Source organism: Arthrobacter sp. AOP36-F1-5, assembly GCF_058137995.1.
In genome coordinates this window covers 2,166,034-2,179,923 of the sequence record NZ_CM176892.1, presented here as the reverse complement: position 1 = coordinate 2,179,923, position 13,890 = coordinate 2,166,034, and the positions used below count along the sequence as shown (strand labels likewise).

At 65.6% G+C, this 13,890-nt stretch carries 16 protein-coding genes; 9 read left to right on the top strand and 7 right to left on the bottom strand.

Translation table 11 applies throughout. The features are described from left to right. Positions 1–265 precede the first annotated feature (265 nt). From AC3ZI9_RS09980 to AC3ZI9_RS09965, 4 genes are all read left to right on the top strand, one after another. Positions 266–1,273: an ABC transporter substrate-binding protein gene (locus AC3ZI9_RS09980; protein WP_444555447.1), complete on the top strand. Its 1,008-nt coding sequence runs from the start codon at positions 266–268 to the stop codon at positions 1,271–1,273. A gap of 89 nt (positions 1,274–1,362) precedes the next feature. After that, the gene (locus AC3ZI9_RS09975; RefSeq protein ID WP_444555446.1) at positions 1,363–2,274 is read left to right on the top strand and encodes an ABC transporter permease; all 912 of its coding nucleotides are present in this window, start codon (positions 1,363–1,365) and stop codon (positions 2,272–2,274) included. 1 nt (position 2,275) lies between these two features. After that, positions 2,276–3,067: an ABC transporter ATP-binding protein gene (locus AC3ZI9_RS09970; protein ID WP_444555445.1), complete on the top strand. Its 792-nt coding sequence runs from the start codon at positions 2,276–2,278 to the stop codon at positions 3,065–3,067. 163 nt (positions 3,068–3,230) lie between these two features. Continuing rightward, the gene (locus AC3ZI9_RS09965) at positions 3,231–3,773 is read left to right on the top strand and encodes a GNAT family N-acetyltransferase (RefSeq protein ID WP_444566473.1); all 543 of its coding nucleotides are present in this window, start codon (positions 3,231–3,233) and stop codon (positions 3,771–3,773) included. A gap of 410 nt (positions 3,774–4,183) precedes the next feature. Here the strand turns inward: AC3ZI9_RS09965 and AC3ZI9_RS09960 are convergent, their stop codons facing one another. Next, positions 4,184–4,582, bottom strand: a complete 399-nt coding sequence (locus tag AC3ZI9_RS09960) for a hypothetical protein (RefSeq protein ID WP_444553603.1) — start codon at positions 4,580–4,582, stop codon at positions 4,184–4,186. 326 nt (positions 4,583–4,908) lie between these two features. Between AC3ZI9_RS09960 and AC3ZI9_RS09955 the strand changes: the two genes are divergently transcribed. Together AC3ZI9_RS09955 and AC3ZI9_RS09950 are read left to right on the top strand one after the other, a co-directional pair. After that, positions 4,909–6,123, top strand: coding sequence for an amidohydrolase family protein (locus AC3ZI9_RS09955; protein WP_444561570.1), 1,215 nt, complete (start codon positions 4,909–4,911; stop codon positions 6,121–6,123). Between the two features lie 91 nt (positions 6,124–6,214). Beyond that, the gene (locus tag AC3ZI9_RS09950; protein ID WP_444553601.1) at positions 6,215–6,646 is read left to right on the top strand and encodes a VOC family protein; all 432 of its coding nucleotides are present in this window, start codon (positions 6,215–6,217) and stop codon (positions 6,644–6,646) included. 28 nt (positions 6,647–6,674) lie between these two features. Here the strand turns inward: AC3ZI9_RS09950 and AC3ZI9_RS09945 are convergent, their stop codons facing one another. From AC3ZI9_RS09945 to AC3ZI9_RS09925, 5 genes are all read right to left on the bottom strand, one after another. After that, positions 6,675–7,373 carry a DJ-1/PfpI family protein gene (locus AC3ZI9_RS09945; protein WP_444553600.1) on the bottom strand — a complete coding sequence of 233 codons (699 nt, stop codon included), beginning with the start codon at positions 7,371–7,373 and terminating at the stop codon, positions 6,675–6,677. A gap of 62 nt (positions 7,374–7,435) precedes the next feature. After that, positions 7,436–7,765 carry a CHY zinc finger protein gene (locus tag AC3ZI9_RS09940; RefSeq protein WP_444553599.1) on the bottom strand — a complete coding sequence of 110 codons (330 nt, stop codon included), beginning with the start codon at positions 7,763–7,765 and terminating at the stop codon, positions 7,436–7,438. Then, positions 7,762–8,358 (bottom strand): energy-coupling factor transporter transmembrane component T family protein, encoded by a 597-nt coding sequence (locus AC3ZI9_RS09935; protein ID WP_444553598.1) that lies wholly within the window; start codon positions 8,356–8,358, stop codon positions 7,762–7,764. The genes AC3ZI9_RS09940 and AC3ZI9_RS09935 overlap by 4 nt, the downstream gene beginning before the upstream one ends. Further along, on the bottom strand, positions 8,352–9,038 hold the full coding sequence (locus AC3ZI9_RS09930; RefSeq protein WP_444561569.1) for an energy-coupling factor ABC transporter ATP-binding protein: 687 nt from the start codon (positions 9,036–9,038) through the stop codon (positions 8,352–8,354). The genes AC3ZI9_RS09935 and AC3ZI9_RS09930 overlap by 7 nt, the downstream gene beginning before the upstream one ends. Before the next feature lie 61 nt (positions 9,039–9,099). Beyond that, on the bottom strand, positions 9,100–9,735 hold the full coding sequence (locus AC3ZI9_RS09925) for a biotin transporter BioY (RefSeq protein ID WP_444553596.1): 636 nt from the start codon (positions 9,733–9,735) through the stop codon (positions 9,100–9,102). A gap of 364 nt (positions 9,736–10,099) precedes the next feature. On the opposite strand from AC3ZI9_RS09925, the gene AC3ZI9_RS09920 reads away from it, so the two are divergent. Beyond that, positions 10,100–11,104 carry an ABC transporter substrate-binding protein gene (locus AC3ZI9_RS09920; RefSeq protein ID WP_444553595.1) on the top strand — a complete coding sequence of 335 codons (1,005 nt, stop codon included), beginning with the start codon at positions 10,100–10,102 and terminating at the stop codon, positions 11,102–11,104. 73 nt (positions 11,105–11,177) lie between these two features. Here AC3ZI9_RS09920 and AC3ZI9_RS09915 read toward each other — a convergent pair whose 3' ends face one another. Further along, a complete protein-coding gene (locus tag AC3ZI9_RS09915; RefSeq protein WP_444561568.1) occupies positions 11,178–12,218 on the bottom strand; it encodes a YeiH family protein in 1,041 nt (346 codons plus the stop codon). A 70-nt stretch (positions 12,219–12,288) separates the two neighbouring features. Here AC3ZI9_RS09915 and AC3ZI9_RS09910 point away from each other — a divergent pair, with 70 nt between their 5' ends. Together AC3ZI9_RS09910 and AC3ZI9_RS09905 are read left to right on the top strand one after the other, a co-directional pair. Then, positions 12,289–13,179 carry a LysR family transcriptional regulator gene (locus tag AC3ZI9_RS09910; RefSeq protein ID WP_444553593.1) on the top strand — a complete coding sequence of 297 codons (891 nt, stop codon included), beginning with the start codon at positions 12,289–12,291 and terminating at the stop codon, positions 13,177–13,179. A 228-nt stretch (positions 13,180–13,407) separates the two neighbouring features. Continuing rightward, positions 13,408–13,863: a universal stress protein gene (locus tag AC3ZI9_RS09905; protein ID WP_444553592.1), complete on the top strand. Its 456-nt coding sequence runs from the start codon at positions 13,408–13,410 to the stop codon at positions 13,861–13,863. Positions 13,864–13,890 lie beyond the last annotated feature (27 nt).

Sequence of the window (13,890 nt, the reverse complement as noted above, 5' to 3'; positions counted from 1 at the left end):
GTGGTCGGGAGGCCAAGTACGGAATGATACCGAAATGTGGCATGGGACACGTTTTGTCTTCAATGGGCCTCGAGGCGCACAAGGGCGTCCATGGGCCCCTGAGTCATATGGACAATGTGAGTTGATTCACAGGTAGTATCGAGGTGTCTTTAGGCACGAGGTGGTCAAAAGATTGTCGAATCACTCGCAGTGGGGGACGGGATCCGGTGGCAGCAAAGGTGATGTTGACCGGAAATCAACTCGTGACCCGTGAAAGGAAAACACCATGAACGTTTCTCGCGTCGGCAAGCTTGCCGCAGGCCTGATGGCCACCGCATTGCTCGCCACCGCTTGCGGATCCTCGGGAGGGTCCGGGGAGTCCAGCGGATCCGCGGATGCGACCGAGCCCGTGAAGATCGGCATCTCGCAGTACGTGTCCCATCCGTCCTTGGATGCGGTGACCGAGGGCTTCAAGAAGGGGATGAAGGACGCCGGCTATACCGGGGACAAGATCAGCTACGATCTGCAGAACGCTCAGGCGGATGCCTCGACGAACACGGCGATCATGAACCAGTTCTCGCAGGACAACCTGGATCTGGTCCTCGCCGTCGCCACGCCGGCGGCCCAGGCGGCCGCCCAGGCGATCACTGATGCCCCGGTCCTCTTCTCGGCGGTGACCGACCCGGTGGAAGCCAAACTGGTCAAGAGCGTTGAGGAACCCGGCGGAAACGTCACCGGCACCTCGGATAAGAACCCGGTGAAGGAGCAGATGGAACTGCTCAAGGAACTGGCCCCTGACGCCAAGTCCGTCGGGATCGTCTACTCCTCCGGCGAGGTCAACTCCACCGTCCAGGTGAAGTGGGCCAAGGAAGCCGCGGCCGATCTCGACCTGGAGATCAAGGAAGCGGCCATCTCCGCCTCCTCCGAGGTCCAGCAGGCAGCCGAGTCGCTGAAGGTCGATGCCTACTACGTGCCCACCGACAACGCCGTCGTCTCCGCGTTGGAAGGTTTGTTGCAGACCGCGCAGTCCAAGAAGGTCCCCGTCATCGCCGCCGACGGCGAGTCGGTCAAGCGTGGCGCCACGGCCACCTACGGCATCAACTACGAGAAGCTCGGCGTCCAGACCGCCGACATGGCGGTGAAGATCCTCAAGGACGGGGAGAAGCCGGCCGATATGCCCGTGGAGACCTTGACCGATGTCGAACTGTATGTGAACACCGCCGCCGCGAAGAAGGCCGGAGTGGAGATCCCGCAGGACATGATCGACAAGGCCGCCGAGGTCTACAAGAAGTAGCCCGCGCCGATCTTCCGGATCACGGTGCCCGGCCGCCCTCCAGCGGCCGGGCACCCCGCATTCTTCCCTCTCTACCCAAGGATCTCTTCATGCTTACTGCGGTTGAACTGGGCCTGATCTACGCGATCATGGCGCTGGGGGTCTATCTGACCTTCCGCATCCTCGACTTCCCCGACCTGACGGTTGATGGAAGCTTCACCACCGGCGCCGCCGTCGCCTCCATCACCATCGTCAACGGCATGCCGGCACTTTTGGCCACCGGGCTGGCCCTGCTGGCCGGCGCGGCAGCCGGTGTCGTGACCGGTCTGCTGCATACCAAGGGCAAGATCAACGGCCTGCTGGCCGGCATCCTGACCATGATCGCCCTGTATTCGGTGAATTTGCGCATCATGGGCAAAGCCAACGTCCCGCTGCTGGGGGAGGACACCCTGATCTCCCCGCTGCGGGAGGCCCAGCTCACCGGTGGCGTCGTATCCATCCTGATCTTCTTCGTGGTGGCCCTGGTGCTGAAGTTCGTCCTGGACTGGTTCCTGCACACCGACACCGGTCTGGCCATGCAGGCGACCGGTGACAACGAACAGATGATCCGCAGCCTGGGCGTCAGCACCGACAACCAGAAGATCCTCGGGCTGGCCATTTCCAACGCCCTGGTGGGCCTGTGCGGCGCGATGGTCGCCCAGTACCAGGGCTTCGCCGATGTGGGTATGGGTATCGGCCTGATCCTGATCGGTCTGGCCTCGGTCATCATCGGCCAGGCGATCTTCGGGACCCGGAACATCTTCATCGCCACGCTGGCCGTCATCTTCGGTGCCGTCCTCTACCGCGTCTTCATCCAACTGGCCCTGGACGCCGGTCTCGAGCCGAATGACATGAAGCTGATCTCCGCGATCCTCGTGGTCCTCGCGCTCGTTCTGCCGCAGTGGAAGGGCTTCAATAAGTTCGGTCGCCGGATGCGCACCATCAACAACGCCGCGGAGAAGCAGAAGGAGACGGTGTCCTAGCATGCTGGAAGTCAACAACCTGTCCAAGACGTTCTTCGCCGGGACGGTCAACGAGCGCAAGGCGCTACGCAACATCAACCTCCAATTGACCGAAGGCGAATTCGTCACCGTGATCGGCTCCAATGGTGCCGGGAAATCCACTGTCCTGAACATGGTCGGGGGCAAGCTCCAGCCCGACGTCGGCAACGTGAAGATCGCCGGCAAGGACGTCACCAAACTGGCGGACCATGCGCGGGCGAAATACATCGGCCGGGTCTTCCAGGACCCGATGGCCGGCACCGCGCCGAGCATGTCGATCGAAGAGAACATGTCCCTGGCCCTGAACCGCGGAAAATTCCGTGGGCTGGGCCTGGGGGTGACCAAACGACGGCGGGAGCAATTCGCCACTGAGCTCGAATCTCTGGAATTGGGCCTCGAACATCGGCTCAAGGCCAAGGTCGGGTTGCTCTCCGGTGGACAGCGGCAAGCACTTTCGCTGCTCATGGCCACGTTCAGTGGACCTCAGATCCTGTTGCTCGACGAGCACACCGCGGCACTGGACCCGCAACGGGCGGCCCTGGTGGCCCGGCTGACCGAGGAGATCGTCGAACGCCACGGACTCACCACGCTGATGGTCACCCACAACATGGAGCAGGCGCTGCGGTTGGGCACCCGGCTGGTGATGATGCACGACGGGGAGATCATCCTGGATCTCGATGCCGAGGCCAAATCGAAGATGACCGTTCCCGGGCTGCTCAAGGAATTCGAGAAGATCAAGGGCGCCCAGCTCGACGACCGCACCATGCTGCAGTAGGGCGGGGCACCACCAAAGCAGGGCCCGTGGCCGGATCAACCGGCCACGGGCCCTGCTTTTTCGTGCCGTGCCGGGAAGTCTGTTGCCCGGGTTCGTCGCGGCAGGGCCCCATCGACGGGTGCTGGGAGAACGCGGTGACCGAGGGATGTGCAAGGCTGGGCAGATGCCCACCCTGAGGATCGGACCGGCGGTCTCGGCCGGTGACGTCCAGCAGTTGGCCACGGTGCATGTCAGGGCCTGGCGGTGGGCCTACCGGGGTCTGCTGCCGGATGGATATCTGGATTCGCTGAGCGTTCACCGGCGCGCGCTGGCCTGGCAGAGGCTGCTCGACGATGAAGCCATCCCCGCACCGTATCTGGCCTTTTGGGGAAGCGAGGCCGTGGGCCTGGTCCATGCCGGGACGAGCCGTGACGTGGACGCCTCGGCAACCACGGGGGAGGTCACCTCGATCTATCTGCTGCCCGAATATGTAGGACAGGGGATCGGCTGGCGGCTGTGGTCAACCGCTCTCGATCAACTGGGGGCCTCCGGGCACGACAGCGTGACCCTGTGGGTTCTCGAGGCCAATGACCGGGGGCGCAGGTTCTACGAACGGGCCGGGTTGGTGGCCGATGGTGCGTCGAAAACACCGTCCCTGGGAGACTCCGGGATCACCGAGGTGAGATACCGCGGCGTGTTCCAGCACCCCCACGTCCACGCCCGATGATGCCAGCCGGTCATGTTCGCGGCCCGCGCTGTCGACGCCGACGCGTGTCACCACCTCGGCCCCGGAGCGCGTGGTGGTTTCCTCACCAAGCTGTAGCCGGACAGGTCCGACCCTGAACTCCACGACACCATCCGCGGGTTCAAGATCCGGCTCCTGGAGCTCGAAAACCCGCTGATACCACTGCACGGCGCCCGACAGGTCGCTGACTGGTAGTCAGACGGTTGCACTGAATATCTCCACGCCCGCGACTCTTCCAGCAGCTCGCGGGCCTGTCGAGCCCCGGGAACCCGACCTTTTCGAACGTAAGCCGGGATGGGTATCCGTGCGCCGGGGCAGTCAGGTTCGCGGCCCCTGCCCCTCGAGTTCCCCGCATGTTCGAGGGGACTCCTCGCCGCGGGCACGAGAAATCATTACCGCTTGGCGCATAACGACGTCACTTGGTCGAGTCCCTCCACGATCTTCTCGTGTTGCAGCGTGGAAATACCCCTGACGAGGTTGGCACCCACGGGCTTCAGGTCCTCGTTCCCGGTGGAGGCTCCTCCGGTCATTCCGCCGACGGCAGCCCCGACGACGGCGACGCGATCAAGGTCCGGATCCACAAGACCCGGCCCCTCCCAATCCTCAACCGAGCCTTTCGTCTTTTCGAGGTGCTCGGCCATCGGGCAGGCATAATCGAGCCGCCAGGATTCGCCAGTGGGGTCTGGCGTTGCACTGTTTCCACGGGCCAGGAATCCTCCGACACCGCCCAATGCCAACAACAGCACAGCAACGACCACCAGTACCCAGACCGGTTTCTTCCTGATCCCCATGATCTTCTCCTTTTCACCTGAGGCCTGCGCATGCGGGGGTCTTGGATGACTGCCCGGCGCCGTCCATTGACCCCTTACCGTAGGGGCCACAGGCAACACCTTCCAATCCGGCGGCCCGTCCCCCTAACCACCGGGAATGTCGGGGGAATGCGTGGGCGGAAGCCCCATGCCTGCGCTGGAATGTGGAATAGTCCGGAGGGCTTATAGCGTGTGGGGTGGGCGAGGTCGGGGGAGCGGCGTCGGATCGAAGACCCCTGGCGTTCCCGGGGCTGTCTTGACCGATGACGAGTCCGGAAAGTCCGAGGGGGACGAGAGGGATGGTTGGGATGGCACGAGGCACGGCGGGCGCTGACCTGCTCATCACGAACGTCACGGTGGGGGCGCATCCCGGGGCGGCTATGATCCAGGGCTGCGACGTCGTGGAGCGTTCCGGGCGGATCCATGCGGTGCGGCCGAGAGCAGAGAATCCCGAGCCGGTCGAGGGGCCGGTTCTTGACGCCGATGGGCGGGTGCTTGCTGCGGGTTTCTGGAACTGCCACGTACATTTCATCGACGGCGTCTGGTCCCGAGCGAGACGGAGTGAGACGGGGGCATTGCAACGGGCACTCGATGACATGCTGGTCAGCCGGGGATTCACCAGCGTGGTCGATCTGGGGTCCAATTCGCGAAACACGCTGCCGCTGATCGCTCGTATCGAGGCAGGGGAACTGACCGGTCCCACCATTCATACCGCGACGGAACCGATCCATCCTGCCCGCGGGGTCCCGTTCTATACCAGGGAATCGGTGTCGTGGTTCTTGCGATGGGCCTTGCCGGCTCCACGGACCCCCGCCGGGGCTCGCCGAGCGGCCCGGCGGGGGCTTCGCCGTGGAGCTCATGTCATCAAGCTGTTCACCGGTTCCTATGTCGAACCCGACCGGATCAAGACCATGACATCCAAGGTGGCGGACGCCGCGGTAGGGGAAGCACATCAGCAAGGGGTTCTGGTGTTTGCCCACCCCTCCAACCGGGAAGGGCTGAAGGTGGCGCTGGACGCCGGGGTGGACGTCATCGCCCACGTCCCCGATGAAACCGAGGGCACCGAATCGTTGTTGCTGGCTTGTGCCGCCCAGGGCAAGCGGCTGGTCCCCACCCTTCACATGTTCGCCCACACCGTCACGAAGTCCCCGACCTACACGGATCCCATTGACCAGGCCTTGAGGACTTTCTGGGAGTCCGGAGGACGAATCCTGTTTGGCACCGATGTCGGCTACATGGACGAGTACGACACTGCCGGAGAGTTCGAGGCTTTGCATCGCTGCGGCTTGGGCGCACCGGAGATCCTTGCCTCCTTGACCACGGAACCAGCCGCAGCATTCGGAGACACGAGTCTGGGGACCGTGGAACCCGGAATGGCTGCAGACCTCACCCTGCTGGAGACGAGGAGTGGTGACATCGAACCGCGGCACCTCCGCGATATTGCCGCAGTCGTCAAGGACGGCCGGGTGCTCCACGGGTCCGGGGAGCTCTCCGTTTCCGGGCCCCCTGGCGCTTCCCGGTGAGGTCGTCGGCTCCGGTTGCTCCGCCTGCGAGCGTCGGAACAGGGGAGGGCCATCCCTTGGCAGGAGGCAACCGCATTGGTAGGTTCTGGCCATGGAGAGCCAAAACGAGATGGACTGGACCCTCGAGGTGGTGGTGCTTCCGGTTTCCGACCTCGACAGGTCCTTGGCATTCTACCGCGACCAATTCGGGTTCCACCTGGACCACGACTACGACCTGGGCGAAGGCCGGCGCGTGATTCAACTGACGCCTCCGGGGTCGGGCTGCTCGATTGTGCTCGGTACCGGTGGAGTGGTCCCCGAGATGCCGCCCGGCTCGGTGAAGGGTCTGCAACTGGTGGTCTCCGATATCGAACGAGCGCACCGGATCCTCACGGAACGCCAGGTCGAAACCAGCGGAGTGCAGGTCCTGGCGGAGAACCCAGAGGAGGCCGCAGATCCCCTCGATAACGTCGCAATGATCTTCCTCTCGGACCCGGACGGGAACGGGTGGGCGATCCAACAGATGTCGAGTCGGGGCCGATGAGCAGGGGACCGGAGTCTGGCCGGTGGGATCAGCCGGCGTCGTGCCCCCGAAGCCGCGCGGCCGCAGCGTCGACCAACGGCCCCCGGATGCGCTGATTGCTTTCCATGATCTGGTCGACGACCGCCGGATCCGTGCCCGGCCGCCCGGGCGCCCCGGCATCGAAGGGTGGATGGGGGTCGTACTCGATCATCAGTTGGGCCCGTCTGGCCGTTGCCTCGTCCCATAGCGTGGCGATGATCTCCAGCCCGAAGTCGATGCCGCTGGTCACCCCTCCTCCGGTGACCAGTGCTCCGTCCCAGACCACCCGTCCCTCCCGGGGGATGGCACCGAAAAGTTCAAGCAACGGCCGGGAGGCCCAATGCGTGGTGGCTCGTTTACCGACCAGGAGACCGGCGGCCCCCAGGACGAAGGCACCCGTGCAGACGCTGCTCACGTAGCGGGCGTACCGTGCCTGGTCGCGGATGAAGGCCAGGGCCGCTTCGTCGTCCATCAGGTCGAAGGCCCCGTTCCCACCCGGGACCATCAACAGATCCGCCGGCGGGGCGTCGGCAAAGGTCCTGGTGGGCAGGATGGAGAACCCCGAATCGGTGGGTACTGGTTCCATGTCGCGCCAGACCAGATCGATGGCGACGTCCGGAGCGAGTGAGAACACCTGGACGGGACCCGTGAGATCAAGTTGGGTGACCCGGGGGAACAGCAGGCAGATGATTCTGAAGGGGCGATCCATGTCCCGATGATGCCATCCGCCGGCCGGTAATTCGAGGGCAGTGGCCCTCCGGCAGCGGAAACTCAGGGCGCAGGAACGAAGTAGAGGTCGGAGTGGAGCTTGCAGCCCGGGTTGAACCGTGCGCCGCAGCAGGGGCAGTCGGCCCGGGCCAGGTACTCGATGATGCCCAGTTGGTGATCACACACCCCACACATCACGGCCCGCGCGTCGTGTTCGGCGACCGGCCAACGCCGTGCCTTGTGTTGGGCGGGGACCTGGTCATGGCAGAGGCGGCACGGGTAGTACTCCCCGCAGCAGTAGAACCGGATGGCGATCACATCCAGGACGGTTGAGTAGTGCGTGCAGCGGGTTTGTGCGTCGATGACGTGGCCGAGAACCCGGGGCCGGGTCATTGCACACCCCGGGCCGAGAGCGCCTCGCCGAGTTCATCGGCATGCTTGAGCGAGACCACCAGGAACGGGACCACGAAGGTGGCCAGGCCGCCGCGGGCGCCACGGGCCCGTTGGGCCTCGCGCACCCCGGCGCCCAGACGGGCCAATACCGGGACCGTCGTGATCGTCACTGCCAGCAGCAGGGCCATCCGTTCGGGGTCGATCCCCAGCCGGGCCAACGGGGCCAGGCCCCGTTCGACGGCGGCCAACAGGTCGGTCAGCCGGGTGGTCAGCACCAGCAACCCCGCCAGGAGGATGGCGGCGACGACGCGAGAGGAATTGGCGGCCGCTGCCTCAAGGGGCATGAAGATCAGCTGGGCGAGCAGCGTGATGCCGATCAGCCAGCGCACGGCGATCAGTTGGCGCCAGAGTTCGGACAGTCCCAGACCTCCGAGGAGGTAGCCGAGTACGGCCACGACCCAGGCCAGCCCGGCGGCCCAGTACGTCGACGGCAGGAAGGACAATCCCAGCACCACCAGCATCAGCAACAGGGCCTTGCGTCCGGTGGGCAGGCGGTGCAGCAGGCCGTGGCCCGGACGGTAGAGGCTCAGCATGCCAGGGACCGTTCATAGGTGGCCAGCACCTCGACGGGATCCCCGACGGCATGGATCCGGCCCGAGCCCACCAGGACGGCCGTATCGCAGCGCAGGGCCAATCGTGGATCATGGGTGACCAGCACCAGTTGGTGGTCACCGCCGAGGAACAAGTGATCCGCCACCGTGCGGGAGTTACGGGTATCCAGCAGTGCCGTGGGCTCATCGGCAATGACCAGATCGGGGCGTCGCACGAAGGCCCCACACAGGGCCAGGAGCTGTTTCTGGCCGCCGGAGAGTTCATGGGCGGAACGTCCAGCCAACTCGGATAGACCAAATGCGGCGAGTGCCCCGCTCACCCGCGCCTCTTCTTCCGGCTGGGAAAGCTTCTCGGAACGCAGCGAAAACGCCACATCCTCACCGACGGTAGGCATGATGATCTGGGCATCGGGGTTGCTGAAGACAAAGGCCACCAGCCGCCGCAACTCACGTTTCTGCCTCACCGGGTCCACACCGTGGACGCGCAGGGACCCCGAGGACGGGGCCACCAGCCCACCGATGACCCGGGCGAGGGTCGATTTACCCGAACCGTTCTCCCCGATGATGGCGATCCTGCGGGCCCCCAAATTCAACGAGATTCCTTCAAGCGCAGTCGTTTCGCCCAGGCGCACGCCCACCTGGTCCAACGAGATGGAATTCATCGCCAGACCTCGAAAAGCACCACCGCTGCAGGGGCGATGGCGGCGATCGGCGGCCGGAACGTCACCGGATGCTCTCGGCGGGGCGCTCGCCGTCCGAAGTAACCTGGGCGGAGGCGGTGACGGGGATCTGGCTACCGGCCTCCTGCCGGCGGAAGGCCCGTGGGTAGGCCCGGGCCAAGGTCATGGTGATGGCTGCGGCGATGGCCGCCTTCAGGAGGTCTCCCGGCAGGAAGACGAGACTTTGCAGCGCCGTCGGGCCCAGGGGCAGACGGGTGACCAGCGACTGGATGGGGATTCCGAAGGCATAGATGACCACGATGCCGCCCACGAGCACCCCGAGGATCGTGCGCCACCGGGTCAGCCGTGGCCCGCCATGGACGATCAGCCCGATCACGAAGGCCCCGACGACCCAACCCAATAGGTACCCGGCGGAGGGTCCCACGAAGACCCCCAGCCCGCCGCGGCCCCCCGAGAGCAATGGCAGCCCGATGGCCACCAGGATGAGCAGGACCACCATTGACAGGGCTCCGCGCCAGGGGCCCAGGACGGCCCCGGCGAGCATCACCCCCAGGGTCTGGGCGGTGATCGGGACGGAGCCGAAGACGGAGAGTCCGCCCGGCAGGCCCAACACGGCGACGATGGCGGTGAAGACGGCGATACGGGCCAGATCGGTGGCCTCGAGACGACGGGGTTTCATGGGCTCCCTCTCGGGCCGGAGACCCGGCCCCACAAACTTGAACGACGTTCATTTGAACGCCGTTCAGCTTAGCGTCGTTGCCGGCCATCAAACAACCCGGGCCAGCCTTTCCCGCGGACACTTCCGTCACTGGTGGTGGCTTGGGGCATGCTTCGTCTTCAGTGGATGACAGAACGCGGGGTGGCGTCCATGAGTGCAGAAGTCACATAGGTGCTGTGAGCTGGTTCACAGGTAGGGTCAGGTGATCTTGAGTCGCCAAAGAGTCAAGAAGATGTCGAATGACCTGCAGCGGATGACTGGCCCTGAGCGGCGTCAGGCCGATGTTGACCAGTCATCGACTCGTGACCCGGGAGAGGAACACAGTATGAGAATCCATCGCGCCGGCAAGCTCGCCGCAGGTCTGATGGCCACCGCCCTGCTCGCTACCGCTTGCGGATCGACAGGTGATGAGGGCGCCGGGGGAGCCGACGGTGAGATTGAGCCCGTGAAGATCGGCATGTCCCAGATCCAATCGCATCCGTCGTTGGATGCCGTCGTCAAGGGCTTCAAGAAGGGCATGGAAGACGCCGGCTATACGGGGGACAAGGTCAGCTACGACTTCCAGAACCCACAAGGGGACCAGTCCACCAATACCGCGATCATGAACCAGTTCGCCGGTGACGATTTGGACCTGGTGCTGGCTGTCGCGACGCCCACGGCGCAGGCTGCTGCCCAGGCCATCAATGATGTTCCGATACTCTTCTCAGCGGTCACCGATGCTGAGGAAGCCAAACTTGTGTCGAGCAACGAAGCCCCGGGCGCCAACGTCACAGGTACCTCGAACAGGGGCCCCATCAAGGAACAACTCGAACTCCTCAAGAAGCTGGACCCGGAAGCCGAAACGGTGGGGATCGTCTATTCCTCCGGTGAGGTCAACTCGACGATCCAGGTGGAATGGGTGAAGGAGGCCGCTGCCGAACTCGACCTCAAGGTGAAGGAATCCTCCATTTCCGCCTCTTCCGAGGTCCAACAGGCCGCCGCTTCGCTCGATGTCGATGCGTTTTATGTGCCCAACGACAATGCCGTGGTTTCGGCGTTGGAGGGCTTGCTGCAAGCAGCCCAGTCCAAGAAGGTCCCCGTGGTCACTGCCGATGGTGCTTCGGTCAAGCGAGGAGCCACCGTCGCCTACGGCATCGACTACGAGAAGCTCGGTGTGCAGACCGCCGAGATGGCCGTGAGGATCCTCCAGGACGGCGATGACCCGGCCGAAATGCCCGTGGAGACCCTCGAGGACGTTGATCTGTACGTGAACACGGCCGCGGCGGAGAAGGCTGGAGTGGAGATTCCACAAGAAATGCTCGATGAGGCCGCGGAGGTCTACGAGAAGTAGACCCTGGCCGAATCACTGATCCCGCGGTGTCCGTTGGTCAGGCCAACGGACACCGCGGGAGGGTTCGGCGGACTCAGCTGCCGAGGTGGACGAGCATGATCCCGCCGAGGGCGATGCAGGAGACCAGGACGGTCGACGCCGCCGCCAGGATGAAGGGGCGGATGCCCACCTGCACCAGGTTGCGGACCTTCACCCCGCAGCCGAGACCGAACATCGCCGCGGACAGCAAAGCGGTCTGGGCGAACTTGCCGGCTTCGAGCACCCCGCCGGGCAGGTCGACGGTGGAGCGCAACGCGATCATGGCCAGGAAGCCGATGATGAACAGCGGGACGATGGGCGGGCGCTTGCCGTCGGCAGCAGCGATATTGCCGTTGCGGCGCTGGCGGATGCTCAACACGGCGACGACGGGGGCCAGCAGCAGGACCCGGGCGAGCTTGACGATGACGGCCACGGCGAGCGCACCACCGCCGATGATGCCGCCGGCGGCGACGACCTGGGCGATCTCGTGGATGGAACCGCCGGCCCAGAGTCCGTTGATTTCCGGGCTGAGTCCGAGGATCTGCCCGAGCAGGGGGACCAGCGGGATCATCAGCGTGCCGAAGATGACCACCAGGGCGACGGCGGTCACGACATCCTCTTCCTCGGAGTCCGCGACCCCTTCGACCCCGGCGACGGCTGCGGCGCCGCAGATGGAGAAGCCGCAGGCGATCAGCAGCACCTGCCCCGGACGCATCTTCATCAGCCGGCCCATCAGCAGGGTGCCGAAGATCCCGCCGGCGACGATGCAGACGATGACCACCAGCATCGGTGCGCCCAAGGAGACGATGTCGCCGATGACCAGCTGCAGGCCCAGGAAGACGATGCCCAACCGCAGGAGCTTCTTCGCGGCGAAGTTGATGCCCGGGGCGGTGCGCTCGGGCAGCCGCAGCAGGTTCGTGGTCGCGATACCCAGCACGATGGCGATGATCAGGGCGCTAACCCCCGGCAACAAGTGGCTCAGCGTCATGGACAGGGCGGTGGCGACCGCGCACACCAGCAGGCCGGGGGCGAAGTGTTGCAGGAGATGGCTGCCGCGGGTCGCGACGCCTGGACGTGTATCGGTATCGGTGCTCATGAACTGAGGTTTTCACGCCGCGCCCACCGGCGGTAGCCATCGGTTCGGCATGGGGTCATATCATGGGCGCATGGGTTTGAACTGGCCGGATCTGCATGCACTCGAACTCCTGGTCGCCGTGGTGGATGAAGGCAGCGTCGGTGCCGGGGCGCGCAGCATGGGCATGGCGCAGTCCAATGCCAGCCGGTTGGTCTCCCGGCTCGAGGCCACGGCCGGGGCCCCGCTGCTGCAGCGCGGTCCCCGGGGCTCGGTTCCCACCGCCCGTGGGGTGGAATTGGCCGAAGCCTCCCGGACGCTGCTGGAGCAGTCCCGGCATTTCATGGGCGTGCTGGGGGCCCGGAAGGCCGCCGGACCGGTCGAATTGCGGGTCGGGGCCAGCCAGACCGTGGCGGAGAACCTGTTGCCGGCCTGGTTGGCCGAATTGCGCCGTCAGCTGCCCGAGGTACGAGTACAGCTCCAGGTCCTGAATTCGGCCCAGGTGATCTCCAAGGTCCAAGGCGGGACGCTGCAACTGGGGTTCGTGGAGACCCCTCATCTGCCGGTGGGGATCAGTGCCGCGGTGGTCCAGGAGGACGAGTTGGCCGTCGTGGTGGGTCCCGAGCATCCGTGGGCGGAGCGGCACGGCGTCCTGGGATTGCAGGAGCTGGCCCGGACGCCGCTGGTGGTGCGTGAGCGCGGTTCGGGGACCAGGGAGGCGCTGGAGCAGCTCCTGGCCGGTCGGGCGGCAGCGGAGCCGGCGCAGGTGCTGCACAGCAATGCCGCCGTGCGCCTGGCCGTGGCCTCCGGTGCGGGGCCGGCGGCACTCAGCGAACTCGCGCTCCGTGAGCAGTTGGCTTCCGGCTCGCTGCTGCGGGTTCCCCTCGAAGGAGAGACGCCCAAGCGCCCCCTGACCGCCGTGTGGATGGGGCCGCAGCGTTTGGCCGGCCCGATCGCGGAACTCGTGGCGATCGCCGCCGCCTAAAGGCCTGCGGGGCTTCCCGGCCCCGGAGTCCGTCCTGCTACGGTGAGCACGGGTGGACGGTGTCGTCCGGCCAGGTTGGCGGGCCCCGGACTCCCTGGCCTGCTCCGCTTTGGGGTCACCGACCCGCTCGCGTGGCGACCTGAATTGGGCGCCGCCGACAAGGCAGTCCGGTGCGGGCTTGTTCGTCAAAGGTGCGCTTCGCGGCGTACCGGAAGAGGTGAGCAACGCATGGCAACGAATCCAGTGGTGGTGGGGGTCGACGGATCCGAGGACTCCAGGATCGCCTTGGAATGGGCGGTCGAATACGGTCGGCGCTACGAAGCCCCCGTCGAGGCGGTCGCGGTCTGGTCCGTCCCCTATTCCTTCGGCTACATGCCCCCGTATGCCGAAAGCCGCGCGGAGGTCAAGGAGAATGCGCGGAAGATGCTGGATGAAACCGTGCAGGAGACCGTCGGCGGTGACGCCGGGGTGATCCAGCGGATCGAACACGGGCCCCCGGCGGAAGTGCTCGTCGCGGCCTCGGGATCGGCGCAGCTGCTGGTCCTGGGCACGCGGGGGCACGGTGCCTTCGCCGGGATGCTGCTGGGGTCCGTGAGCCAGCACTGCGTCGCCCATTCCAAATGCCCCTTCGTCGTCGTCCCGAACCCGGAGGGCAGGAGCAAGGGGAAAGCGAAGAAGAAATAGGCCGCGCGACCCCGGCTGGCGGAGGCC

Excerpts from the sequence above, each read along its gene's own strand:
- AC3ZI9_RS09980 (WP_444555447.1), top strand. The coding sequence starts at position 266 with ATGAACGTTTCTCGCGTCGGCAAGCTTGCCGCAGGCCTGATGGCCACC.
- AC3ZI9_RS09940 (WP_444553599.1), bottom strand. The coding sequence starts at position 7,765 with ATGACCCGGCCCCGGGTTCTCGGCCACGTCATCGACGCACAAACCCGC.
- AC3ZI9_RS09910 (WP_444553593.1), top strand. The coding sequence starts at position 12,289 with ATGGGTTTGAACTGGCCGGATCTGCATGCACTCGAACTCCTGGTCGCC.
- AC3ZI9_RS09955 (WP_444561570.1), top strand. The coding sequence starts at position 4,909 with ATGGCACGAGGCACGGCGGGCGCTGACCTGCTCATCACGAACGTCACG.
- AC3ZI9_RS09915 (WP_444561568.1), bottom strand. The coding sequence starts at position 12,218 with ATGAGCACCGATACCGATACACGTCCAGGCGTCGCGACCCGCGGCAGC.
- AC3ZI9_RS09970 (WP_444555445.1), top strand. The coding sequence starts at position 2,276 with ATGCTGGAAGTCAACAACCTGTCCAAGACGTTCTTCGCCGGGACGGTC.
- AC3ZI9_RS09975 (WP_444555446.1), top strand. The coding sequence starts at position 1,363 with ATGCTTACTGCGGTTGAACTGGGCCTGATCTACGCGATCATGGCGCTG.
- AC3ZI9_RS09920 (WP_444553595.1), top strand. The coding sequence starts at position 10,100 with ATGAGAATCCATCGCGCCGGCAAGCTCGCCGCAGGTCTGATGGCCACC.
- AC3ZI9_RS09965 (WP_444566473.1), top strand. The coding sequence starts at position 3,231 with ATGCCCACCCTGAGGATCGGACCGGCGGTCTCGGCCGGTGACGTCCAG.
- AC3ZI9_RS09960 (WP_444553603.1), bottom strand. The coding sequence starts at position 4,582 with ATGGGGATCAGGAAGAAACCGGTCTGGGTACTGGTGGTCGTTGCTGTG.
- AC3ZI9_RS09925 (WP_444553596.1), bottom strand. The coding sequence starts at position 9,735 with ATGAAACCCCGTCGTCTCGAGGCCACCGATCTGGCCCGTATCGCCGTC.
- AC3ZI9_RS09945 (WP_444553600.1), bottom strand. The coding sequence starts at position 7,373 with ATGGATCGCCCCTTCAGAATCATCTGCCTGCTGTTCCCCCGGGTCACC.
- AC3ZI9_RS09930 (WP_444561569.1), bottom strand. The coding sequence starts at position 9,038 with ATGAATTCCATCTCGTTGGACCAGGTGGGCGTGCGCCTGGGCGAAACG.
- AC3ZI9_RS09935 (WP_444553598.1), bottom strand. The coding sequence starts at position 8,358 with ATGCTGAGCCTCTACCGTCCGGGCCACGGCCTGCTGCACCGCCTGCCC.
- AC3ZI9_RS09905 (WP_444553592.1), top strand. The coding sequence starts at position 13,408 with ATGGCAACGAATCCAGTGGTGGTGGGGGTCGACGGATCCGAGGACTCC.
- AC3ZI9_RS09950 (WP_444553601.1), top strand. The coding sequence starts at position 6,215 with ATGGAGAGCCAAAACGAGATGGACTGGACCCTCGAGGTGGTGGTGCTT.